Origin of the sequence: Leptothoe sp. EHU-05/26/07-4 (assembly GCF_043421015.1) — a bacterium.
Classification (GTDB): domain Bacteria; phylum Cyanobacteriota; class Cyanobacteriia; order Phormidesmidales; family Phormidesmidaceae; genus Leptothoe; species Leptothoe turfae.
This window is the reverse complement of sequence record NZ_JAXSQV010000005.1, coordinates 244509-268081: the sequence shown is the minus strand read 5'-3', so window position 1 is coordinate 268081 and position 23573 is coordinate 244509. Positions and strand designations below refer to the sequence as shown.

General features: G+C 49.0%; 19 protein-coding genes. 6 read left to right on the top strand and 13 right to left on the bottom strand.

Annotated features, from left to right (window positions below; translation table 11 throughout):
• Positions 1 to 48: 48 nt before the first annotated feature.
• Both U2F10_RS19710 and U2F10_RS19705 read right to left on the bottom strand, forming a co-directional pair.
• A complete protein-coding gene (locus U2F10_RS19710) occupies positions 49 to 1353 on the bottom strand; it encodes a lysylphosphatidylglycerol synthase domain-containing protein (protein ID WP_163662788.1) in 1305 nt (434 codons plus the stop codon).
• A gap of 166 nt (positions 1354 to 1519) precedes the next feature.
• Positions 1520 to 2227 (bottom strand): C40 family peptidase, encoded by a 708-nt coding sequence (locus U2F10_RS19705; RefSeq protein WP_163662791.1) that lies wholly within the window; start codon positions 2225 to 2227, stop codon positions 1520 to 1522.
• A 206-nt stretch (positions 2228 to 2433) separates the two neighbouring features.
• Here U2F10_RS19705 and U2F10_RS19700 point away from each other — a divergent pair, with 206 nt between their 5' ends.
• The gene (locus U2F10_RS19700) at positions 2434 to 3594 is read left to right on the top strand and encodes a pyridoxal-phosphate-dependent aminotransferase family protein (protein WP_499873103.1); all 1161 of its coding nucleotides are present in this window, start codon (positions 2434 to 2436) and stop codon (positions 3592 to 3594) included.
• 168 nt (positions 3595 to 3762) lie between these two features.
• Here U2F10_RS19700 and U2F10_RS19695 read toward each other — a convergent pair whose 3' ends face one another.
• The 3 genes from U2F10_RS19695 to U2F10_RS19685 all read right to left on the bottom strand — a co-directional run bounded on the left by U2F10_RS19695 (position 3763) and on the right by U2F10_RS19685 (position 4970).
• Positions 3763 to 4074: an antibiotic biosynthesis monooxygenase family protein gene (locus U2F10_RS19695; protein WP_163697500.1), complete on the bottom strand. Its 312-nt coding sequence runs from the start codon at positions 4072 to 4074 to the stop codon at positions 3763 to 3765.
• Between the two features lie 79 nt (positions 4075 to 4153).
• Positions 4154 to 4639: a hypothetical protein gene (locus U2F10_RS19690; RefSeq protein WP_163697498.1), complete on the bottom strand. Its 486-nt coding sequence runs from the start codon at positions 4637 to 4639 to the stop codon at positions 4154 to 4156.
• Between the two features lie 184 nt (positions 4640 to 4823).
• Positions 4824 to 4970, bottom strand: a complete 147-nt coding sequence (locus tag U2F10_RS19685; protein ID WP_163662803.1) for a hypothetical protein — start codon at positions 4968 to 4970, stop codon at positions 4824 to 4826.
• Positions 4971 to 5235: 265 nt separating this feature from the next.
• Here U2F10_RS19685 and U2F10_RS19680 point away from each other — a divergent pair, with 265 nt between their 5' ends.
• From U2F10_RS19680 to U2F10_RS19660, 5 genes are all read left to right on the top strand, one after another.
• Complete coding sequence (locus U2F10_RS19680) at positions 5236 to 6552, top strand: P-loop NTPase family protein (protein WP_499873102.1); 1317 nt, start codon at positions 5236 to 5238, stop codon at positions 6550 to 6552.
• 91 nt (positions 6553 to 6643) lie between these two features.
• Positions 6644 to 11482 carry a WD40 domain-containing protein gene (locus U2F10_RS19675; protein ID WP_499873101.1) on the top strand — a complete coding sequence of 1613 codons (4839 nt, stop codon included), beginning with the start codon at positions 6644 to 6646 and terminating at the stop codon, positions 11480 to 11482.
• A gap of 247 nt (positions 11483 to 11729) precedes the next feature.
• Positions 11730 to 14705 carry a glycerol-3-phosphate acyltransferase gene (locus U2F10_RS19670; RefSeq protein ID WP_499873100.1) on the top strand — a complete coding sequence of 992 codons (2976 nt, stop codon included), beginning with the start codon at positions 11730 to 11732 and terminating at the stop codon, positions 14703 to 14705.
• 66 nt (positions 14706 to 14771) lie between these two features.
• The gene (locus tag U2F10_RS19665; protein WP_163662814.1) at positions 14772 to 15623 is read left to right on the top strand and encodes an alpha/beta hydrolase; all 852 of its coding nucleotides are present in this window, start codon (positions 14772 to 14774) and stop codon (positions 15621 to 15623) included.
• Between the two features lie 44 nt (positions 15624 to 15667).
• Complete coding sequence (locus U2F10_RS19660; RefSeq protein WP_163662817.1) at positions 15668 to 16291, top strand: TenA family protein; 624 nt, start codon at positions 15668 to 15670, stop codon at positions 16289 to 16291.
• Positions 16292 to 16614: 323 nt separating this feature from the next.
• Here U2F10_RS19660 and U2F10_RS19655 read toward each other — a convergent pair whose 3' ends face one another.
• The 8 genes from U2F10_RS19655 to U2F10_RS19620 form a co-directional block, all read right to left on the bottom strand.
• Positions 16615 to 17088, bottom strand: coding sequence for a hypothetical protein (locus U2F10_RS19655; protein WP_163662820.1), 474 nt, complete (start codon positions 17086 to 17088; stop codon positions 16615 to 16617).
• Positions 17089 to 17521: 433 nt separating this feature from the next.
• On the bottom strand, positions 17522 to 17746 hold the full coding sequence (locus U2F10_RS19650; protein WP_348917916.1) for a DUF5615 family PIN-like protein: 225 nt from the start codon (positions 17744 to 17746) through the stop codon (positions 17522 to 17524).
• Entirely contained in the window at positions 17743 to 17973 is a 231-nt protein-coding gene (locus U2F10_RS19645; RefSeq protein ID WP_163695783.1) for a DUF433 domain-containing protein, read from the bottom strand. The genes U2F10_RS19650 and U2F10_RS19645 overlap by 4 nt, the downstream gene beginning before the upstream one ends.
• Before the next feature lie 267 nt (positions 17974 to 18240).
• Entirely contained in the window at positions 18241 to 18504 is a 264-nt protein-coding gene (locus U2F10_RS19640) for a hypothetical protein (RefSeq protein ID WP_163662823.1), read from the bottom strand.
• 472 nt (positions 18505 to 18976) lie between these two features.
• Entirely contained in the window at positions 18977 to 19453 is a 477-nt protein-coding gene (locus tag U2F10_RS19635; protein ID WP_163662826.1) for an REP-associated tyrosine transposase, read from the bottom strand.
• A 179-nt stretch (positions 19454 to 19632) separates the two neighbouring features.
• Positions 19633 to 20214, bottom strand: coding sequence for a Uma2 family endonuclease (locus tag U2F10_RS19630; RefSeq protein ID WP_499873099.1), 582 nt, complete (start codon positions 20212 to 20214; stop codon positions 19633 to 19635).
• Positions 20215 to 20501: 287 nt separating this feature from the next.
• Positions 20502 to 22235, bottom strand: coding sequence for an ABC transporter ATP-binding protein (locus tag U2F10_RS19625; protein ID WP_499873098.1), 1734 nt, complete (start codon positions 22233 to 22235; stop codon positions 20502 to 20504).
• Positions 22236 to 22294: 59 nt separating this feature from the next.
• Positions 22295 to 23509, bottom strand: a complete 1215-nt coding sequence (locus U2F10_RS19620; protein WP_490794158.1) for a lipid-A-disaccharide synthase-related protein — start codon at positions 23507 to 23509, stop codon at positions 22295 to 22297.
• Positions 23510 to 23573 lie beyond the last annotated feature (64 nt).

The window sequence follows — 23573 nt, the reverse complement described above, 5'->3', positions numbered from 1 at the left end:
GGTTTTGAGTTTGAAGTTACGAGTCCATAGAATATTAGTTCACGACTACTAACCCCTATTTCTGGGAGAAAAAGACTTTGAAGTAGGTTCTCCTTCCCCCTTAAAGGCCTGGGGAATAAAAGATGGCAGCATGGGACCTGACTTGTTTAAATCCACAGGGGCAGGGGCATCTTCCCCAGGGTCCTCGCTCAGTTCGTCACCGACAAAATCTCCCTCTAAGTCATCAGCGTCAGGATCTTCACCATACATGGTGATTTCTGGGAGGGACGTCTCTTCAGACGAAGACGGTTCCTGAGGAGGGACTACATAGGAAACCTCGGATATCTCCTGCGGATCTGTTTCGAGCAAGGCGGACATTGGCTCATCTGCTTCATAAGAAATGTCATCCTTGGCAGGCGGCAATAATAAAAGCCGCTTTCTCATATTGGCCATGGGTGCCATCAGATCGGCAATCCGTTCTTCTAGCCAAATAAGGCCGGCTCCAAGGGCTTCGGCCATGGTACTCACCAGTCGGTAGAGGGCGACACTACTGATCAGCAAGCCGTTGGGTAGTTGATTACCCAGGAGTGCGATCGCAACTGCTTCAAACACACCCACCCCACCGGGAGCACCAGGCACTAACAGGCCCAATAACCAGGCCAAACTAAACGAGCCTAAAATCGTGAAAAACTGACTGGGTTGCAGCCCCTGCTGCAGTGCCACAATCGTCATAATAAAACCCAGGCCCCGGAGGAAGACAAACCCCAGTTCTCCCAAAAGCGAGCGCCATGGATATGACTGCATCCGCAGCGTACTGGTAATCACCGTTAAGCCCTGGGACTGAGCTTTGGCTTTGCCCAACTTACGTAGTAGGGGGTTAAGAAAACGTGGATGAATCGCCACCAGCATGGCCACCAAAGCTCCCAGAGGAATCACCAATAGCCACTGGTTTCCGACGGTCAAGCTAAAGCTGATAGCCGCTAATCCTAGAGCTGCTGCCGCCATCAGCACAGGCTCCAGCACTACCCCCACAATGGCTGCACCTGTGGACGACCCTGATGACTTCAGCGCCAGCACACGACCATAAAAATGCCACACATTACCCGGTAAATATTTGGCAATGTTAGTTTTCAAGTAGATCGCTGTAGACCAGCGGCCATCTCGAGGCTGGCCAATGGTCTTTAAGATTAAATGCCAGACCCATCCCGACCAGATATGAGCAATCAAGCTTATGCCCAAAGCTATGGTTAACAGGGACAATGTAGCGCTAGTAATTTCAAGGGTTCTAACTTCTTGCCAATGATCCTTAAGCGTTTTGGCCAAGAAAAATAGAATGCCGCCAAATAAGAACCAGCGAAAGATGCGTTTAACCATAGATATAGGAAACCAGCGCATAAAACGTCGGTGTGAAACAATTGGGCCGTGTTCACGAGTATTAAACCGTGTTCACCATTAAAACTCCAGGTTTTGAAATCCAGACTTTGAATTTGAGCCAGGTATTTGGATATAGGTTTAGCACACAGTATCAACACATTACCTATCAGTGTGTCTTCTGGGGTGCATAGCCCTTCATAATACGGCCACAACACCGATATTGGATGTGGTAAGCCTGGCTAACGGGATTGCTCAGATCAAAAATTGAGTCAATGCCAATGCCGTTGCGTCCCTGGTCTTTACCCGAACTGTGAATATAGCGCCCATGGTCCAGATGCAGGGCTACATGGGTGGTCCGCTCTGGAGTACCGAAAAAGATCAGATCCCCTGGCAGCAACTCACCGATCTCAATCGTGTCCGTAAAGTCTTCCTGTTGATAGGAATCACGGGGCAGCGGCACGCCCACCGCAGCAAAGGCCGCCTGCACCAGGCCAGAACAGTCATAGTTTGGGGCTACAGTGCCTCCCCACAAATATTCATTGGGCACAGCCATGGCCGCCTCGGCAAAGGCAATGGCTCCAGGAATTGCCTGTTCCACATCAGGTCGGGTAACCATCAGAGCATGGTAAGGCGCACTCGCTAAGTCAAGGGCATCTACATCGCCTAATCGCAGCCAGCCTGGATAATCGTCAGCACAAAGCATCACATGCAAGCTATTAGCTTCGATGGCCACAATTTTTAGCTGACGTCCCGCTGCGGCCTGGGTGACTAATTCGGCAGCTGTGGGGGTTTTGTAAAGGTTGAGGGTGCGATCGCAACGATATTCAGTCCCAGGGGCCAACCGCCAGCGGTTCTTTAATTCCTCCAATTGCATTTGCTCACTCCCTCCACCCTGATCCCAGAGCACCAACGTCTTCTGTCGCAAATACTGTAATGCAAAGCGTCACATATCATAGCTACCGCTTTTATTTAGTGTCTTGATTTAACGAATGAGCCATTACATCAGACAATGAAAAAAATATTTTGTCGCCTTAGCTACCGTTTGCTAGATATCACCATCGCTGTCCGCTAATAATCGTTATGAGTCTGACTGCATCCCGACCCAAGGTCAATGAAACTTTTCGCATCACCCCCGAAGCTCTAGACATCCCTGAGCGACTACTCCTAGGTCCTGGCCCCTCCAACTCCAACCCCGATGTTGTAGCGGCCATGAACCGTCAGCCCATCGGCCATTTGGATCCGGTTTACCTCGACTTGATGGACGAAGTGCAGGCCATGATGCGCTACGTCTGGCAAACTGAAAACCCCATGACCCTGCCCATCAGTGGCACCGGCTCAGCAGCGATGGAAGCCACCCTGGCCAATACGATAGAACCTGGTGATGTGGTCTTAGTGGGCATCAACGGGTACTTTGGTAATCGCCTATTTGATATGGCCGGTCGCTACCGTGCCGATGTCCGCAGCATAAGTAAGCCTTGGGGTGAAGTATTCAGCCTTAGCGAATTACGTGCGGCCCTGGAAGAGCATCGTCCAGCTATCTTAGCCTTGGTCCACGCTGAAACCTCTACAGGTGCGCGTCAGCCCCTCGAAGGTGTGGGTGACTTGTGTCGTGAGTTTGACTGTCTGCTATTGGTTGATACCGTTACAAGCCTCGGCGGTGTCCCCATCTTCTTAGATGAATGGAAAGTGGATATGGCCTATAGCTGCAGCCAAAAAGGTCTGAGCTGTCCTCCCGGAAGCTCTCCATTTACCATGGGTGAACGGGCCTTGCAAAAGCTGGACAAGCGTCAGACTAAAGTGGCCAATTGGTATCTAGATATTTCCCTACTGCGCAACTACTGGGGCCAGGGGCGTACTTATCACCACACAGCTCCTGTCAACATGACCTACGCTATTCGTGAAGCTCTGCGTCTAGTTCTTGAAGAAGGTCTAGAAAACTCTTGGGACCGTCATCAACAGACTGCAGAAAAGCTCTGGGACGGTCTGGCAGAGTTAGGTCTGAGCTGCCACGTGCCCAAGGAGTATCGCTTACCCACCCTGACAACTGTGAAGGTACCTGAGGGTGTCGATGCAAAAGCAGTGACTAGCAAACTGCTCAAGGACCACAACATAGAGATCGGCAATGGTCTCGGTGAGTTGGGCGGCAAGGTTTGGCGTATTGGCCTCATGGGCTACAACAGCCAGCCCGAGAATGTAGATCGCTTATTGGCAGTCTGGGAAAAAGTCATGGCAGACATCTAACTACAAAATCCCTGGTTACCTGCCCCCGATATCGAAGGGCAACCACAAGGGATTGCCCCTACGAGATTATCCAATTTTAATCGGGGATAATAATTTCGGATTTGGTATAAGTCATCTGCGCGAAACAATCGGCTGAGCTTCTTGGTTAGGGGCTCAGCTCTTTAGTGTTTAGCTTTCCAACCTCTTGTTGCCTGCGAGCAATTGGTAATGCTCAACCACAGGAAATGGATCATAAAAGTGATGAAGCAAGGCTTTCCATCGCTGATATTCAGCTGACTGTCTAAAACCTTGAGTATGATCTTCCAAGGTTTGCCATGTCACCAGCAAGATATAGCGATTCTCTTGCTCCATGCACTTCTGTAGCTGATGACTAACATAGCCATTCATAGAACTAATAATCGATTGAGCTTGCAAAAATGCTTGTTCAAACGCGACAGCCTCTCCTGACTTCACATTCAAAATAGCGACTTCTAGCACCATAATTCCACGCAGCCAGTCCAGGAAGGTCTCTTAGGAATCAATACAAAACAAAGGGCTTGAACCTCTAATCAATCAGTCTCTAGAAAACAGCTCCTTCACTATTCACGAGTTCAACAGCGCTAATAGCCCCTGTTTTGACATCAACAGAAGCATAATAGCCCTCACCATCAAAAGAATTAAGATATAAAGCCTCGTTATTTTGAGAGAAAAGAGTATAGACACCGGGCTCTAGAGCAATGGAAAACTCACCATTGCTGTCTGACTCAACAACCTGTAACAACTGAGCATGGTCCCTCGCATTTACCGTTGATATCCACTGAGGATCGAGAATTTCTGGCTGAATTTTGCCAGTAAATACCCAAACATTGGTAGCTAGAGCAGACTGACTATTTTGTGACTCTCCTGTAGCTCCAAGCTGTGGCATAAAATCACCAGACAGCTGGATCACTTTGCCCTGAATGCCCTGTTCCATATTGTTACTTGCCTGAGTTTGCTCTGCTATCACCTGTGACGATACCGAATCCTCAACGACACAGCTGCCAATGAATGATAAACATGGAACCATAATGCTTATCATCAGCCTACGGGTAATAGCAGTCATACAAACCATCATGATATCTATAACAATCACTGGGGAGGCAATTACCTCCCCAGCATAGACCTACATAATATCTTCTATCTGGCAAGCTTATTCGAGGCCTATGTTTTTCAGATTAAATCTTCCTGAGGAGCAGTAACGCCGAAAGATTTTAAGAATGGCGAATCAACGCCATGGCTGTAAATAGGCAAACCATAACAATACCTAAAGCCCAAATTAATTCATAGATTGCGTAGTTGATATTGTCGGGATAAGTGTCTGCCTGGGAACTACGCTTATGATCTGGCATTAAGGTCATCGTTTTTTAGCTTCCTTTAGACTGCTTGTCGATGATGCACACAGATATTTCAGCATCTAGTTTAGGCAGATCGTTAGAGGCTCTACGCCCCCCAAGGAAATCTTTACTTTCATTAGAATAATGTGACAAACCCTGTTGCATGTCTTAAAAATAGGTAGTCTTTATCAACCCCCCTTAGGTAGTTAGTGATCAACAGCACTCAAACCACGCAACTCATTGGTTATAAATTCGTCTAGGATGACGAATATTGTGATGTTCTGTATCAATGGTTCTAGATCTGCCTCGTTTTTATCGTGCTGCAAACCCCAGCCGTCCATTACGATTAGTACAGGCTGAGGATCGGCAATATTACATTGACTTTTCGTCAGTGCGAGGCGGAGATATTGTCAGAGAACTGGAGCGTACAATTACCTTACTTTCTCCTGATGAGGCTACCACACAACTCTTTACAGGCAATATTGGCTGTGGCAAGTCGACAGAACTACTACGCCTCAAGGCCCAGCTAGAGCAGCAGGGTCTGCATGTGGTTTATTTTGAGTCAGACCGGGACTTAGAAATGGCTGATGTGGATATCAGTGATATTCTGCTGATGATTGCCCATCAGGTGGTGGAGAGTTTAGAAAATGATGGCATTACGCTGAAACCATCGGCTTTAGTGAATCTATTTCGCAATCTAGCGGAAACTCTACAAACACCTATGGAAATTGCCGACGTCAGTTTCTCGGTTGGGATTGCAGCGATTACTGCCAGGGCAAAAGAGAGTCCAGAAATGCGTAGTCGTATGCGTCAGTATTTGGAACCACGGACGAAGAGTATTATTGATGCCATTAATGAAGAGCTACTGGAAGTTGCGATCGCCACACTCCGTTCCAAAGGCAAAAAGGGGCTGGTGGTCATTGTCGACAACCTCGACCGCATTGATCCCGTAGAACGGGCCAATGGTCGCACCCAGTCAGAATATCTATTTATTGATCGCGGTGAGCAGCTCAAGCGTCTGAACTGTCATCTGTTATATACCATTCCCCTTGCTCTTGTTTTCTCTGACGACCTACCGCGTTTATCCAATCGGTTTGGTGTTTCTCCTAAAGTATTACCCATGGTGCCCGTCACCCAGCGCGATGGCACCACCTCAGAGCCAGGGTTAGCACTGTTACAGCAAATGGTGCTGGCCCGAGCTTTTCCCAATAAAAACTACAACGAGCGCATCGACCATATCAATGACGTTTTTGAAAATATTGCTGTGCTCAACCGTCTTTGTCGCCTCAGTGGTGGGCATATGCGCAATCTCATGAGGCTGCTTTATGGTTGTCTACAAAAGGGTGATCCACCGATCCAATCAGCCGTTCTTGAGGCCGTCATTCGAGATGAAAGAGATTCTCTCATGGCGCTAATTGATGAAAACGAATGGCAGCTGATGTTTAAAGCAATTAGCACCCCCGACACCCAGGGCAATGAAGCCTATATTTTGCTGCTACGCAGTTTATTTCTCTATGAATATCGAGACAATGGCGGTCGCTGGTTTGATCTCAATCCAGTCTTGAAGGAGACGAATCGCTTTAAGAATTGGCTTACTGATAATTAATTAGGACACCCATAGCAGGGCACCCACAAGGAAAGCCCCTACAATTAATTGCCCATTGCCCATTGCCCGGTGGGGCTGCCCACCACCTCCAATGTACCAGGCTGATCTACCCGAAATTGTTACCCATAACCAAACAGCCCTGACTGATCTCCAACGGGCAATGACGCTGGGCAGTGGCCAATTTTCGTTAATTCTGGTGCGCGCTAACTATCAACGCCTAACTCAATTATTGCTAAGTGCTCTGGCCCAAACTCACCAGTTTCATACTGTCGAGCTGTTAGCTTCGAGTCGTTCTCTGACCGAAGCAATTCTCAATCGCCAAGCATCACTCCCTGAAACGCCAGCAGCTGTCATGGTCACTGGCTTTGATCAGGTAGAAGCACAGGATGTTTTGTTTAAGGCAGCCAATGTAGGACGCAATGCCCTGCTGACCAAATTTCCCTATCCGGTGGTGCTGTGGATGAATGACACAGTTCTACAAAACCTGACTCACTATGCCGCCGACCTCAAGAGTTTTGCGGCGGTTCCTATTCGGGTGAATTACCCAATTCAGGCTTTGATTGAGGCCTTACATCGTGGTGCTAATGAGCTATTTACTCACATTCTAGACAACCATAATGATCATTTTCTCGACTATTCGTCACCGCAGTTGCCCAGCTTAAGCCAGCATCTAAAAATCTTAACTGAGCGGGAACTATCGTTTGCGATCGCAGATCTCAACCAACATCACGTTCAACTGGATGGGGCCCTACAAGCCAGCTTAAATTTTCTCCAAGGTCGAGAAGCCCACACACCTGAGCGGTTGAAAGTCGCCAGGGACTATTACGAACAGAGCCTAGACTACTGGATACAGGTCGACAAAACAGTTGAAAACACCAGCGATCAACAAGCAGTTTTACTCTTACACTTGGGGCTATGGTGGCAAACCCATGGCAAACTCCAACCGTCTACCTCCATCGGCTCTTATCGACAGGCTCGTCGCTTTTATGAACGCTTTCTCAATGTTCTTCGACAACAACACCGTAGAGACCGCACAGCCAACTTTATTCATGTTTTAGCTGAAACCTTACGAAAGCTCAAGGATTGGGATGCTCTCATCACCTTGGCCAAGGAAGGGCGAGACTTACATCAAAACGATCTGGTGCGTCTGGCCCAAGACTATGGTTACTTAGCAGAAGCTGAGCTGTCCCATATCAATGGAGCAGAGGCCCAACAATTAGCGACAGAAGCATTAAGGTTGTTAGCTCAAGCTGTCAAAAGCACACAAGCTTCAGGGCAAATTATGCCGGATACTGCCGATAGGACAGTACAGGTCTCTCCTGAAGCGGTTATATTGGCATTGCGCTACCATCAAGGTCGCTACTATTTTCTCCGGGGACAAGCTAAAACGCTACAGGGCGATGATAGTTTACTGGATGAAGCGCTCCATGATTTAGAGAATGCTCGCCAAAGAACAGATCGCCGATATGATGCGTCTCTTTACCTGAAAATTCTTAGCAATCTCCAGAGTCTGTATTTTGCCAAACAGCTTTACTTAGAAGCGTTTGCCATCAAACAAGAACAGCGACAGGTGGAAAATTCCATGGGGTTGCGGGCTTTTATTGGAGCCAGTCCCCTACAACCCTATCGGGCTCCATCCGCTAAGACCACCAGTGACATTTCCCCAATTGAAATGCGTGCCTCGGGGCGGCAGCAAGCGATTAATGATCTAGTGGGACGCTTACTACAGCCCCAGCACACCCTCGTGGTTCTCCATGGCGAGTCAGGTGTGGGCAAAAGCTCTCTCCTCAGCAGTGGGTTAGTCCCCACCCTCAAGCAAGCTACAGCTGAAGGTCGCATCACCCTGCCACTGCTCATACGTCAATACACAAGTTGGGAAATTTCGATTCTGCAAGCACTACAGCAGGTCACTTCATCCTTACCCTCAGCTCCTCCCAACTTCCAAGTCTCGTTTCCCATCACAGGCGAGAGCTTATTAAACCACCTACGCCAGCATGCGCAGAATAACTATCAACAAATCATTCTTATTTTTGATCAGTTTGAAGAGTTTTTCTTTGAGCGCCCTACCGTTGAAAAGCGTCGTTCTCTTTACTACTTTTTGCGAGACTGTCTGAATATCCCCTACCTAAAAATTGTGCTCGCTCTGCGCAATGACTATTTGCACTATTTAATGGAATGGGAACGTTTGGCCAACCTCGATTTAGATATCCTGAGCCGGGATGTACGTTACTATTTGGGGAATTTTACCCCAAAGGAATGTGAGGCTGTTCTTCGTCAGCTGACGGACAATGCGCAGTTTTATTTGGAAGAGGGATTGATTAAAGCGCTTGTAGCTGACCTAACGGCGGAAGACCATGAAGTGCGTCCGATTGAGTTGCAGGTGGTTGGGGCTGAACTGCAACGTAAAAACATTACAACCCTGAGACGATATCAAAAAGAATTAGGAGACGACCCCATTCGAATGCTGGTGCTCAGTTTTTTAAATCGGGTGATTCGAGACTGTGGACCTGAAAATGAAACCTTAGCGCAGACCATTCTCTATCTCTTGAGTGATGAAAGTACAACACGCCCGCTAAAAACCCTGACAGAATTAGAAGAATCCTTAGAATCTCTCGGCATATTGGTAGACCCTGACCAGCTGAGTCTTGTCCTTGAAATTTTGGCAGAATCGGGCCTGCTCTTTGAAAGTCGAGACGTCGGCAGTAGCGTCCGCTATCAACTCGCCCATGATTATCTGGCGGATCTGATCAAGCAGCAGGATATACCGGGATTGGTCACGGTGTTAGAAGCAGAACGACGACGTAGAAAACAATTTGAAACTCAGCTGCGCACAGCCCTACAAGAACAAGCCATGGCCCTAGCTCAAGCTACAGAGGAACGCTACCGGGCAGAAACTGCGGAGATGCAGGCCCTGGCCTCGGTCTCCCAGGCATTATTGCTCTCCCACGATGGCTTAGGTGCCTTACTAGAGGCATTAAAAGGGGCACAACAAAGTCAGCTGACTCCCATATCGGGGTATTTAGAAAATCAAATTTTATTTCGCCTGTGGCAAGCCCTGCATACAGTGCGAGAGAAACATCGCATTCACGCCCACCAAGACTGGGTGCTCTCAGCCTGTTTCAGCCCCGATGGTCAATATCTGGCCTCCAGCAGTGACGATGGCACCGTGCGTTTATGGAATGCTCGCGGCAAACTGTTGCAGGTGTTTACTGGACACCAGGGCAGTGTTTTAGATGTGGCGTTTAGCCATGATAGTTGCTTAATTGGCTCGGCTGGCGATGACTTTAAGGTCCGTATCTGGGACATGTCTGGACAATGTTTGCAAATTTTGACGGGCCATACAGGCGCTGTCAATAGTCTGGCGTTTAGCCCCACCCAAAAACTAATTGCCTCCGCCAGTAATGACCACACCGTCAGACTTTGGACCCATGATGGGCAATGGTTAAAAACCCTCGAAGGCCACCTGGACTGGGTCAGATCCATCGCCTTTAGCGCCGATGGTCAATATCTGGTTTCTGCGGCAGAAGACGGCACCCTCTGTCTCTGGAATACGGAAGGTGAGTTACTACAGGCCATGAGTAGCCATGCAGGCTGGTTATTGCAGGCTGTGTTTAGTCCAGATGGACAACATATTGCCTCCTGTGGCGATGATCATCTGATCAAGCTTTGGAATTTAAATGGGGAGTTGTTGCAATATTTTGAGGGGCATCAAAACTGGGTGAGAGATTTGTGTTTTAGCCCTGATGGCACATACCTGATGTCAGCGGGTGACGATCAGAACATTCACATATGGGATATGAATGGCAAACTTTTGGATACGCTCAAAGGACATCGCAGCAGCGTGCTCAGTTTGGGCATTAATCCCCAGGGCACACAGCTGATCTCAGCCAGTGATGACAACACCATTCGCCTCTGGCAGCTAGAGTCACGTGACATCCCCAGTCTCCAAGGACACCATGGTATCGTCTGGGATGTGTGCTGGCAGCCCAACGGGTCAAAGCTGGTATCAGCAGGAGCCGATCAGACATTAAAAATATGGGCCACTGTAGGGGGAGACCATAAGCTACTCCATACCCAGCAAGCTCACAACAGCAGTATCTATAGCGTTGATTGGAGTCCGGATGGTCGATTGATTGCATCCGCCAGTGCCGACCATACCGTCAAGCTTTGGACAGCTGATGGTGAACCATTACATACATGCCAAGGCCACCAAAATGCCATCTGGTCTGTGAACTTTAGCCCTGATGGCACCTATTTAGCGTCAGCGGGGAGCGATCGCAACATTCGTTTCTGGTACACCGACGGCACCCCCATCGGTCAACTCAGCGGTCACGAGGGTACGGTCTGGACCGTTGCCTTCAGCCCTGACGGCAAGTATCTAGTGTCAGGTAGTGAAGACGGCACCCTACGCCAATGGGACTTAACAGGTCTAACCATCGGTGACACCAGCTTTGCGAACCAAACCGGCACCATTTTGCCAGGCCATACGGGCAGTGTCTGGGCCGTTGCCGTTGCCCCCGACAGCAAAATCATCGCCTCAGCAGGCAGTGACAACACTATCCGTCTCTGGAAAGAGGGTGACCTACTACAGATTTTGCGAGGTCACCATGACTGGGTCCGCAGCGTTTCCTTTGGCCTCAACGGCGATGTCATTGCCTCCGCCAGTGATGATGGCACCATTCGCTTTTGGCAACTCCCAGGCGGTCAACCGCTGCACACATTCACAGGACACCGAGGCATCATCTGGCAAGGCTCGTTTAACAACACAGGTGACCGTCTAGCCTCAGCCGGAGCCGATGGGCAGGTGCGCCTCTGGAATCTACAAATGCAAGACCTAATGCGCCAGAGCTGCCAATGGATTGAGGATTATTTAGCCTACGGCGACCTAAGCGACGCGGATCGCTTGGTATGTGAGGATTTTTGGGAGTAAAAGGTGCAAGGGTTTTGAGTTCAAGCCCTTTAACCAAGTTCCACTAGATTAAAAATAATCACCCCAAGAACCAAGAACGAGTACTGTGTGGCGTCAGGTTACCCACTAGTGACGTGGATGGGTGCATGAGTCGAAGGGTGGACTGATTGATTACAATCAATAACCCATTGCTAAGACTGAGCTTAAGGATTACCCACAATGTCCTCGACTAGTGCTCAGATAGAAGTGACCTTTGACTGAGCAGCATATGGCACAGGTTTGGGGCGCACTCTTGATTTTTCTAGTTTGCCCGCTATGGGGGGGACTGCCCTTAACGGGATGGTGGGTGTTGCTGGCCACGGGAAAACGGCTGTCGCAGATGGGCACCGGCAATGTGGGGGTGTCAGCGGCGTTTTACCACGGGGGCACCGTAGTTGGGTTGGGGGCTGTGGCGCTGGAAGCGTTTAAGGGGATTGGCGCGGTGCTGCTGGCCCAGCACTTTTTTCCAAGGGATCCGATCTGGCCAGTGGTGGCGTTAATGGCTCTAGTGATGGGACGCTATTGGCTAAGTCGAGGTGCGGGGGTGACCAACGTAAGCTGGGGCTTTTTAGTTTACGACCCGCTGGTGGCAATTTTAGGCTGGCTGCTGAGTTTGGTGGCATTTACAGTACTGCGAGAACGAAAACAGGGACGTATGTTTGCATTAGTTTTACTGCCCGTTCTCACGGGATTGGTTCACGGCAATGGCATGCGCGTGGCAGCGGTGGCCTGTTTAATGGGTCTGATTGGCTGGATTTATCAGAAGCTGCCGGATGATTTGGAGCTGCCGACCCAAGGCACTCGGACAGAATCGCGACGGCTGTTTCGCTTTTTTCGCGGAGAGTCGGCCCTACAGGCACTAGACCAGGTGCTCGACTCAACTAAGGTGGGGAATAAAGCGGCTACTCTATCTCAGCTAAAGGCGTGGGGGTATCCGGTGCCCATGGGTTACATTCTGCAAGCAGGGGACGATCCGTCAGCGTTATTGGGTCTTTGCCAGCCGTCGCCCCAGCAGCCTCTGGTGGTAAGGTCTTCAGCCGTGGGGGAAGACGGTCTAGGTGCGTCATCAGCCGGGCAGTATGTGTCGGTGACAGATGTGGTCAGCCAGGCAGGGTTGGAGGGTGCGATCGCAACATGCTTCCAAGCCTACAATCGCCCCAGTGCCGTCAAATATCGACAGGATCTGGGGCTTTCTGAAGCCTCCATGAACGTTCTGGTGCAGCAGCAAATTCAGGGGGTGATCTCCGGTGTTGCCTTTAGTCGCGACCCGATTGCTCGGTGTGGTCATGATGTGGTGATTGAGGCACTGCCAGGTCCGGCCAGTCGGGTTGTTTCTGGGCAAATTACACCGCAGCGATACCATGTGACAATTACGCCAGAAGATATGCAATCTGGGGATGATTGGCAATTGTCGGACGCGGTTGATTTACCAATGGATCCAAATGAGGAATCCTCCACGGAGGTAGAGACGTGCCATGGCACGTCTCTACCTCAAGTTGGTCAATCCATCCCCCCGCGTCTGATTCAACAAATTGCCTATCTAACCCGCCACCTGGAACAACGTTTTGGTGATATTCCCCAGGATGTGGAATGGACCTATGACGGCGAACACATATGGGTGTTGCAAAGTCGCCCAATCACCACATTAAGGCCCCTCTGGACTCGCAAAATTGCAGCTGAGGTGATTCCCGGTGTGATTCATCCCCTGACCTGGTCCATCAATCAGCCCCTCACCTGTGGTGTTTGGGGAGATCTCTTCACTCTGGTATTGGGGCAACGGGCAGCTGGCTTAGATTTTTCACAAACGGCGATGCTTCATCGTTCCCATGCGTACTTTAATGCTACGCTCCTGGGAGATATTTTTATCCGCATGGGTCTGCCTGCCGAAAGTTTAGAGTTTCTGACCCGTGGCGCAAAGTTTAGCCGTCCGCCTCTAGCTGCCACATTACGGAATTTACCAGGGCTCCTAAAACTAGCAACCAGAGAATGGCAGTTAGCCAAAGATTTTAAACGAGATTATCAAACACATTTTCAGCCTGGGCTGCACTCTCTTAAATCGCCCCATACACTCTCCCCCGAAGACATCAAACAACAGATAGAAAGTATTTTGTCTTTGCTGAAACGAGCAACGCTTTATAACATTTTGGGACCACTGGGTTTTGCGCTCTGTAAGGCAATTCTCACAGTGGATAGTGCACAGCTCAATTATCGTTCTAATCCAGAACTTGCAGCAGTTGAGGCTATCAAAGACATCGCCCGACAGCATGCTGGTTTACTCCCACAGCTAGAAACTGTCCCTGACGATAGCGAAGAGTGTTTACACGCATTGGCCCAACTACCCGATAGCGCCCCACTCTTTGAGCAACTCGATAACTTTCTGGCATCCTATGGTTATCTCAGTGAGGTAGCAACAGATATTTCAGTACCGATCTGGCAGGAACAACCAGCTCCGATCAGAGCACTCTTAGTCACATTCTTGAAACAACCCCCTGCACCGACCCAAGGGGCTAAGGGCACTATTACTAAACCCAATTGGAAACAACGCCAGGTACAAACTCGCCTGGATCTAAAAGGCAACATTGCAGAAGTATATAACCGATTATTAGCGGAATTGAGGGCTTGTTTCTTAGCGTTAGAACAGCACTACCTTCGCGACCACAGCCTACAGGAACCGGGGGATATCTTTTTTCTGACCTGGCCTGAGATTCAGACATGGGGGACATCCTCCAGCTTGACCGTCTATGATCAAGATAGAAGCCTTCTTAGTTCAGTGGCTATTCGTCGTCAACAACGTCAGATAGATGGTGCATGGAAACCTCCATATTTGGTTTACGGCAAAGACCCCATCACTTTGTCTACCGCCCCTAGGACACCTATACAAACTGGACGTCTATTAACAGGTATCGGGGCAAGTCCGGGCACTCTAGAGGGCAAAGTCCAAGTGCTTAACACATTGGACACTACGGTGCCCATCGACCAAAACACGATTTTAGTGGTGCCCTATACCGATGCGGGCTGGGCCCCTCTGCTGGCAAACTTAGGTGGCTTAATCGCCGAAGTCGGGGGACAGCTTTCCCACGGAGCCATCGTGGCTCGGGAATATGGGATTCCAGCAGTGATGGATGTGACCGACGTGACCCAGCGATTGCGCACAGGTCAGCGAGTGCGGATTGATGGCCAACAGGGCACCGTTGAGATCCTGTAAAATCAGACTCTGCAATGTTTTGTAACATTACAGATAAGTAGACAACTGTCCGCTCATGTTCCCAGGATGACTACAATCCAAGTGCCTCAACTCGAAAATAGATTTTGCGGTGCCAATGGGCTTTCGCTGTTTTATCAGGCGTGGTATCCATCAGGGACTGCCAAGGCAATATTGGCGCTGGTACATGGATTTGGCGAGCATTGCGATCGCTACTCCACCGTCACCACCGCCCTCACCCAGGCAGGCTATGCCATCTTTGGCTTTGATAACCAGGGTCATGGTCGGTCTGAGGGGCAGCGCGGCCATATTAACCGTTGGCAAGATTACCGCGATAACGTCAGGGCCTTCCTGACTCAAGTACGGCAGCATGAGCCTAATCTGCCGTTGTTTGTTCTAGGCCATAGTCTAGGCGGGTTGATTGTTCTAGACTTTGCGCTCAATGCCCCCCAAGGGTTGACAGGGATTATCATTAGCGGTCCGCCCATCCGACCCGTAGGCATTGCCAAGCCCTACCTAGTGGTGATTGCCCGAGCGCTGTCTGGCATTTGGCCTCGCTTTTCGATGGATGTGGGGGCTGGGGCAGAAACCCTATCGCGCGATCCGGTCATTGTGAATCAAACTGAGGACGATCCGCTCACCCATTCCATGGCAACAGTGCGGTGGGGAACAGAATGTTTGGTTGCGATCGCAACCGTCCGTCGCAATATTGCCCAGCTACAGGTGCCGATTTTGCTAGTCCATGGCAGTGCTGACAAAGTCAATGATGTCAAAGGTAGCGAAGAAATTTTTGCACGCATCACGTCAGACAAAACCCTCAAAATTTATCCTGGCAGCTACCATGAGCCCCATAATGATCTAGACCGCAATCAGGTCATGGACGATGTTATTGAATGGTTAGACAACCATCTCTCTCGTTAACGTTAAGTTCAAACATTTCTGACAGATTCCTTCAGTTCTCCCCCATGCCCCTCACCTGTCAACAGCTCCTCACCCAATACCCAAACCAGTGGCAAGCTGCCACTGTGCACCCCTTTCTCACCCAATGCCAGCAGGGCTCAATCCAAGCCGCACAATTTAACACCTGGCTGGTACAGGATTACCATTTTGTCATTGAATTCACACGATTTGCAGCCAACCTAATCCAGGCAGCTCCCACCGCTCACTTAGATATTTTGTTGGGGGGCATCATCGCCCTCAAAGACGAACTGACCTGGTTTCAGGCCAAGGCGACCGAACGTCAGCTCAACCTCAACCAGGCGCTACAGCCCACGTGTAAAACCTACTGCCAATTTATGGCAGGCTTGACCCAACAGCCCTATCCTGTCAAAGCCACTGCTTTTTGGGCCATTGAACTGGCCTATAACCAGGGTTGGCAAGGTCATAGCCCCATGCCCGCTCCCTATGCAGAATTTGCTGACCGCTGGGGTAATGCTGCCTTTACCACCTATGTCGAGCTGCTGGCCCAACAGGCTGACAGTGCGCTACAAGATACAGACGAGACCACTCAAGCTCAGGCTGAAACTGCATTTCTCACCATTGCTAGATTAGAAAAAGATTTCTGGCAAATGGCCTATGAAGGTAGTTGATGGGTGATTGGGTGTCAGTTATTGGGTGTCAGTTATTGGGTGTCAGTTATTGGGTATTTGTTATTGGGTTCAGGTACCTAAGGTGCGATCGCACCGTCTGACTCAATGCGGCCATAGTCAAGCTTGATAATGCGGTCAGCCAGGTGAAAGTAATGATCATCGTGGCTAATGACCAAGAGGGTTTTACCCCGTTGCTTAAGGTCAGCCAGTAGCTGCGTGTAAAAAATCTCACGAAAAAATAGCAGTCAAGTTTTTAACCATGATTGTGGAGAATATTGGAAACACCCGCCCAGCATGAGCACATCTGAGCGGGTTGTTTTTAACTATCGACTACCACCACCAGGAGTTCTAATAACGGCGGTACCTAGGGGAACTTCAGCTCCCAGGTTAGGATAGGTGCCATATACCCGGTAAGGCACATCGATACCAGCATTGACTGTGCCGCGTACCCGAGAGTTTTTCATGACAATTCGAATTGTCTCGTCAGTAGGTATGGGTTCAGCAAATGTGAGGGTGAATTCTTCAAAACCGTAGTTAACAGAAGGTTCAACCGCTTTATCTCCAACAAAAATTTCGAGGCCATCCAGTTCATGGAAAGTGATGCACTGAACACGGACACGTTGTAAGGGGTCGCCTTCAACGGATACTTCAAAGTAGTGATCTTGGCCACGTCTGAGCACGCCTGCATCGGATACGGTGGCCGCTATAAACACTGCATTGGCAGCAGGGGTCATCACCATAGCAGCAGTCGATGTCATCGCCAGGGCTGCTAATCCATTCAGTAGTAATTTTTTCACGGGTTACTCCTTTCGGATTGAGTTTTGAAAAAGCACGTCAGTGCTTCTACGCAGAACAATAATGGTCTGGCCCAGTCCAAGTTTGAGGAAGCGCTGAGAAGTCGGTGAGTGGGTTAAAAGAATTGGCTGATGAAGTCTCGGGATTTTTTGGGCTACGTATTACACGAAATTAGTTTTAATTTCAGAAAATTTATTAAGTGATGCTACACGATGTAATCTATAACCATCTCTTCGACACAACATTGAAAACTTTGCAAAAAATGTCCCCAACAGCCAGCTCATTTTTGACTTGGAGGAGTAATTGGCAAAACACGAGCCCTCATACGTTTCGCGTCAATTGTGACCAGTGCTCCAGAAACTAACTCCTCTCTGAACTGCTGCAAAGCCATCAGCACCAACTCACCAATAGCATCAGGTAACGTGTCTTGCGTTCTTACCTGAAACACGCTTGGAGCAATGGGTGGGTGACTGCTAACAAAGCGCCAAAATCTAAATCATGGGTAAATACTACATTTTTATTCTCTTGAGCCCATTGCATCAAATCCCGATCTGGTGCCCTGGGGTCACCCACTGTAGCCCAATGCACAGCTTCAATATCAGCGTTAGCAAAAAAGCCTACCCAAGCCGGTGACAAATTCATGTCAATCAGAATTTTCATGCCGATTGAAGTGGCACTTCAACCTCATCCACACGCCATGCCGCATAGGCTAGCGATTCTTGCAAATCTGCAGATTCTAAATAGGGATACGCCACCAGAATTTCCTCAGATGTGCGTCCTGCGGCCATTAATCCTAAAACAGTACTCACCGTGACACGTAAACCACGAATACAAGGTTTACCCCCCATCACTTCTGGATTCCACGTAATTCTAGTAAATTCTGGCATTGACCTAAGGTCGATTAACAGCAATATTCGCTCACTATTCTAGGCAACTTTTTGATGGTGGTGAAGTTTATCCGCTTTTCAACGCTTGTAGGGTGCTGTGAGCGTAGCGTAACGCAACAGCTTTTATATATGGATCGACTGGTTTCTGCAAAAGATTTTGGAGGTACGACTACAACCCTGCTGTTACTAATGGCTGAGGTACTTTTGATCCTGGTGCCCAGTCTCTGACTGAGCACCGCCACTGAGCCTCTGGCTCATTGCACAGGTCTACAACCGCCGCACCAACATACTAATAACGTCGTCCGGCTCTGGCCTCAGGATCAGCCGATTGTCAGGCACTTCAATCAGGGGACTCCACTGGCTGGTTTCTACGTACCGTAGATTGTGCAGCAGGTGGATGGTTTGGCGGATGTGGCTGGGGTGACCGAGCAGGATATGGCGAATGGAGCTGCCTGGAGGCAGGCTGCTGGAAAAGTCGGCAGGTAAACTGGGTGGCATATCCGATGGGGTTGCCTGGTTTGAGAAGGTCATAGGGGCGTTTTCCTTTGTGGGTGTTTAACCACGAGACGACAGGGAGGAAAGCCCCCAAAAAGTTAGCCACCCTGCAACTAAAATCAGGGTGGCTGTAAAATGCTCACAGCTCACCAACTGGTAGTAGCAGTTGGAAGGGTTAGCGGGGTGGTGGTGTTGGTAGCACCGCCACCTCGCGCAGCTAATTTTTTGGGTGCAAAAAACAACTGGGTCAGTTGCTTATTGTGTAGGCTATCAGCCCCAGATCGATGAGTCAAGCGGGTGTTGCTGCTGTACGCTTTGCCAGGATCTGTAGGTTGGCGTTGAGCCCGCGAAACCCAACATCCTTAACATTTTTTATAGAGATGACTTTGAACGGTAAATTTTAATCGCATAAATGTACACCATGCATTTTTATCAATTTACGTCGAGAGATTTTGGCAAGTCGGGTTTCATAAATTCAACCCGACCTACGGTTTATGGGTTCTTCAGATCACGGTCGCCTGAAGAGGTGAATGCTGGAATAGGGCCAATCATAAGGATTTTGAACAAGACCATGTTTGGCTGGGTTGTGATGAATATACTCAACGTGGCAAACAAAATCGTTTTCGTCCCGGATCAGATGTTCCCAAAAACGACGTTGCCAGATAGCCTGTTCTTGTTTCTTATAACGAGCAAGGGAGCATGGTTGTTTATATTTCTCAGGACAATGGCGGCTAAACTCACTTTTAATCAAACGCCAACGGGTTGAGAAATTAGCATCTCCCTTTGGCAAGGTCCATAAACAATGGAGATGATCCGGTAAAACCACTATGGCATCAATGGTAAATGGATGACGTTGTTTTACCGTACGGAATGATTCTCGCAACAACTCTACCATTTCCGGCGTATCAAATAATTGTTGCCGATTGTAGGTCACCACCGTAAAAAAATACGTGCCTCCCTCTCGTCGGGACCGCCGATATTGCATCCCTTTTAACCATTCTTGCCTCCTCAGAATAGGCAGCTCACCTCCAAAAATATCGCCTCCACATCCGCCGACATCTGTAGGTTGGCGTTGAGCCTGCGAAACCCAACACCCTCTGGCTCATCGCTTCAGAAAACAGTAGTAAAAACCATGCGGTGCGTTACGTTAACACTAACGGCACCCTACGGAAACACCCCATCCAACTCCAACCATTCCCCCACTGGCAACTCCACCCGCTCCGTTGCCAGGTAAATCGCCTTCTGTCGATAGCCATATTCCCCATGACTATCCTCATAGGGCTCACGGTAAACCTCCAACTGCTGGTTCACCAAATTAAAGATCCAATAATGCAAGATCCCTGACTCCGCATACAGCGCAAGTTTCGTACTACGGTCATACCCCAGCGTCGAGTCCGAAATCTCCATCACCACCCAACAATCCGCCGCTCCCGGATGCCCTTCCAAATAATCATCTTCCCGATATTTTGCTAACACCACATCCGGCGACGGCTCACTATAATCCGACAACGTAATCGGCTCCTGCCCCCGCACCGTAGCCTGCTCCCCCAGCAATAAAATCAACCGTCGCACCAATCGTGTATTGCACACAGAATGGGGCGTACGCTTTGGAGCCATTTCAATCAGTTCACCCCGAATTAATTCAACCGGTCCATCACCAAAGAAACCCAGCTCACCCAACCGGTGAAACTCGTCCGTTGTAAATCGCTTGGCCGATACCGCAACCATGGTTAAGCCCTTTGACATAGCCCTAATATAACGTCGTGACTGAGCACAGTCGACCCACCAGCGTCCCTTTTCCAATAGCGTTCAAGCATTCCCGCCTCAGCAATCTGCCCCTTTTTAAGACATTGCCATTGAAGCTGATGTGACATCAAAATGATTCGGGTGGATGGGTGGATGAGTGGATGCCTTTTTCCCATCTACCCATCTACAGTCAAAACCTGGAACTTATTGCTATACGCCCCCTAATGGGAGAATGGCAGAGTTTAAGAAAATTCAGCAATGGATAAGGGGCCGCAGGGTGGGGACTCTTACTCTTTAAACTGTTGTGCATAAAACTGTTCATATCGGCCACGCTTTTCTAACAGTTCAAAATGGGTACCTGCTTCAGCGATCTGGCCATTCTCAATAAACAGTATTCGATCCGCTTTGCGCACCGTACTCAACCGATGGGCAATCACAAATACCGTCCGATTCTCCATCGCTCGCTCCAGAGCCTCCTGCACTAATGCTTCTGACTCAGAGTCCAATGCCGATGTAGCTTCATCCAAAATCAAAATACGTGGATTCAACAAAATTGCTCGGGCAATGGCAATGCGCTGTCGCTGACCACCGGATAAATTAACGCCGCGTTCTCCTACCCAGGTTTGATACCCCTGGGAGAATTGTTCAATAAAATTGTGGGCATTGGCAATCTTTGCGGCTGCTTCAATAGCGTCATAATCCAGATTCGTCTGACCGTAAGCAATATTCTGCGCAATGGTGCCTGAAAACAATGTTGTTTCCTGGGGAACAATACCAATCTGCTGACGTAGACTCTTTAAAGTCACATCTCGCACATTGGTACCATCGACTAAAATCTCGCCAGCTTGCGGATCGTAAAATCTCGCTAGCAGATTCACCAAGGTTGTTTTTCCAGCCCCTGATGGCCCCACTAAAGCAACCACATCTCCTGGCTGTACAAACAGTGAAAGATTATTGAACACTGGCTTGCCAGGCGTGTAGGCAAAGTCAATATTACGATACTCGACTTTACCCGTAATCGGCGGCAAGTCTTGAGCATTCAGTCGCTCACTCAGGCTGGGCTCCTCTGCAAAAATGTCAAATACTCGCTCAACAGAGGCTTCAGTTTGTTTAAAAGTGTTATAGTGCTGCGTCACTAAGTTAATCGGGTCGATTAACAAGGCTACAGCCACCAAAAAGCTCACAAACTCCTCTGGTTGTAAGTTACCCAGCGCAATTTGCCAACCGCCTAGCAAAAACAGAAACATAATGCTGACTGCTTCTAAAAAGCCCACCACGGGATATTGAATTGCAGTCAGATGCTCAGTGCGATATTTAGCAATGCGATTCTCATCGGCCACCTTGCTAAAGCGGCCCACCTCATAGTCGTCAGCAGCAAACGCTTTGACCACTCGGATGTTGCCTAATACCTCAGTCAATAAAGAAGAGAGATTAGAAATTTCATTTTGACTGCGGCGAGAGAGGGCTAACATGCGATTGCCAAAGCTGCCAATTAGCCAGGCCATCAACGGTGCAATCAAAAAGCCTGCCAGGGTCAGGGGCCAGTTGAGATAAAACATGTAGATGGGAATGGCAATTAGCTGCAAGACGCAGGAGATAAACTGCTGCGACATCTTATAAATAACTTCGCCAATCCGATCAATGTCCTCAGTCAAACGATAGGAAAGATCACCCGTTTTAGCAGTCGCAAAATAATCAATGCTGAGGCGATGTAAGTGGGCGTAGACTTTTTTTCTCAACTCCAGTACCGATGCTAGGGAAGCACGAATCGAAAAAACTTTCTCCCCATATTGAAACAAGTTTTGAATTAAGAACGCCATGGTGGTCAGCCCTAACCACCTGGCAATATTCGAAACCTGTCCCTGACTGATGTAGTAAGTTACCTGACTCGCCAGATAAGGTAGCGTAACTGTGGTCAGTACATAAAAAACAATGAACACAAACGACCAGCAAAACAGTGGCCACTGGGGCTTTAAAAAAGGCAGCAGTTGCCAATAAACTGAGCGCTGTCGTTGGACCATAGTGTCATTAACTCAAATTCAAAACTCACAATACTTGACAAGCAGGTGCGATCGCACCCTCAAGCTGCCACAATCACTCCAGCATCCAGCTTTTCCAAAGTATCTAGCACCACTTTGGCAATGCGATAGGACGCACCAAACGGACCAAATCGCTCTTGACCATTGGCAACACAGGCTTTCATATACGCCTCATCCTGGATAGTCTTGACGGCATACTGGGCAGCTTCTTTGAAGATGGCCGACGTTGCTGGCTTAGTACCAATCGTTTTCACAGAAAGGCCTAACAGTCTCTCCTGGGCTTCAGCAAAAGCATAGGTAAACTGGGGACCGGGTCCAGGAATTTGTAAAATGGGTTTACCAATGGCCATGGCCTGATCCACCGCTAAACCGGCCATACCTAAAACCAGATCAGTGTGGCAAACAATGTCACTAAACGCATCACTAAAGCATAGGACAGTGGCGATTACTTCACCATCCACCACATAAGTCAGTTTGCCTGGAGCACAATGCCAGCCAATATCAGCCGAAATGGTCTCTAGAGAGGCCATAACGTCAGGCACTAAAGCAGCGCAAAACTGAACTTGAGGATTGAGTTTGGCAATTTCCACCACCAACCCCAAAAGCAATTTCAGATTATGCATAGCTTCGGGCATTCGCGAGCCCGGTAGTAGGGCCATCATCGGTCGAGCAGCATCCAGCTGTAAGTCTTTGCCCTTTGGCTTTAGCCGATCAAGAGACGGAATCCCCCCAAACTGGGCTTTAGCCAATCCCTGTTTTTGATAGTCTTTAGCCGTGTAAGCATCCCGCGAGAACAGCGTTAAACAACGGGGAGACTTAAGCACTGCCTTGAGCACCATGTCAATCTTGAGCGTTCCCTCGTACATGGCAGACAGCGATGAGGTAAATGAAATGAAGGGTTTACCGCTAATATAGGCAAAACATTGCCCAACCACATCTCCGGTAGCAAACACTAAATCACAGCTGGGGGCATAGTTTCGTACGGCTTGAATCTGTCGCAACGTCGAGGTTAGTAACCCAGCACGAATGTCACTGAGCAGTCGCAGACGATTAGTATACGTGAACCCTCCCGACGGTAATGTCAGCGTCGGTGACACAATAGGGACATTAATGTTGCGATAGGCATGGCCCTGACCCACAATTGGAATAGCCGCAATATTTAGCTCCGGCTCTAGCTCCCAAAGACTACGAATAATGTGGGAAGAATGGTTATCTTCTCCATGGCCGTTGCTAATAAATAGGAGTTTATGGGACATGGGTAGACGGCAGTTGACCAGAGCAGATCGACAGGGATTTCGCTGAGTCCATAGTACAGCCTGG

What these genes read in the sequence shown, in the direction of transcription:
- U2F10_RS19675 (WP_499873101.1), top strand. Translation starts at nt 6,644, where the DNA reads ATGTACCAGGCTGATCTACCCGAAATTGTTACCCATAACCAAACAGCC.
- U2F10_RS19630 (WP_499873099.1), bottom strand. Translation starts at nt 20,214, where the DNA reads ATGTCAAAGGGCTTAACCATGGTTGCGGTATCGGCCAAGCGATTTACA.
- U2F10_RS19640 (WP_163662823.1), bottom strand. Translation starts at nt 18,504, where the DNA reads ATGACCTTCTCAAACCAGGCAACCCCATCGGATATGCCACCCAGTTTA.
- U2F10_RS19705 (WP_163662791.1), bottom strand. Translation starts at nt 2,227, where the DNA reads ATGCAATTGGAGGAATTAAAGAACCGCTGGCGGTTGGCCCCTGGGACT.
- U2F10_RS19665 (WP_163662814.1), top strand. Translation starts at nt 14,772, where the DNA reads ATGACTACAATCCAAGTGCCTCAACTCGAAAATAGATTTTGCGGTGCC.
- U2F10_RS19645 (WP_163695783.1), bottom strand. Translation starts at nt 17,973, where the DNA reads ATGCCAGAATTTACTAGAATTACGTGGAATCCAGAAGTGATGGGGGGT.
- U2F10_RS19660 (WP_163662817.1), top strand. Translation starts at nt 15,668, where the DNA reads ATGCCCCTCACCTGTCAACAGCTCCTCACCCAATACCCAAACCAGTGG.
- U2F10_RS19635 (WP_163662826.1), bottom strand. Translation starts at nt 19,453, where the DNA reads ATGCAATATCGGCGGTCCCGACGAGAGGGAGGCACGTATTTTTTTACG.
- U2F10_RS19685 (WP_163662803.1), bottom strand. Translation starts at nt 4,970, where the DNA reads ATGACCTTAATGCCAGATCATAAGCGTAGTTCCCAGGCAGACACTTAT.
- U2F10_RS19670 (WP_499873100.1), top strand. Translation starts at nt 11,730, where the DNA reads ATGGCACAGGTTTGGGGCGCACTCTTGATTTTTCTAGTTTGCCCGCTA.
- U2F10_RS19650 (WP_348917916.1), bottom strand. Translation starts at nt 17,746, where the DNA reads ATGAAAATTCTGATTGACATGAATTTGTCACCGGCTTGGGTAGGCTTT.
- U2F10_RS19680 (WP_499873102.1), top strand. Translation starts at nt 5,236, where the DNA reads ATGGTTCTAGATCTGCCTCGTTTTTATCGTGCTGCAAACCCCAGCCGT.
- U2F10_RS19620 (WP_490794158.1), bottom strand. Translation starts at nt 23,509, where the DNA reads ATGTCCCATAAACTCCTATTTATTAGCAACGGCCATGGAGAAGATAAC.
- U2F10_RS19690 (WP_163697498.1), bottom strand. Translation starts at nt 4,639, where the DNA reads ATGGTTCCATGTTTATCATTCATTGGCAGCTGTGTCGTTGAGGATTCG.
- U2F10_RS19700 (WP_499873103.1), top strand. Translation starts at nt 2,434, where the DNA reads ATGAGTCTGACTGCATCCCGACCCAAGGTCAATGAAACTTTTCGCATC.
- U2F10_RS19695 (WP_163697500.1), bottom strand. Translation starts at nt 4,074, where the DNA reads ATGGTGCTAGAAGTCGCTATTTTGAATGTGAAGTCAGGAGAGGCTGTC.
- U2F10_RS19710 (WP_163662788.1), bottom strand. Translation starts at nt 1,353, where the DNA reads ATGGTTAAACGCATCTTTCGCTGGTTCTTATTTGGCGGCATTCTATTT.
- U2F10_RS19625 (WP_499873098.1), bottom strand. Translation starts at nt 22,235, where the DNA reads ATGGTCCAACGACAGCGCTCAGTTTATTGGCAACTGCTGCCTTTTTTA.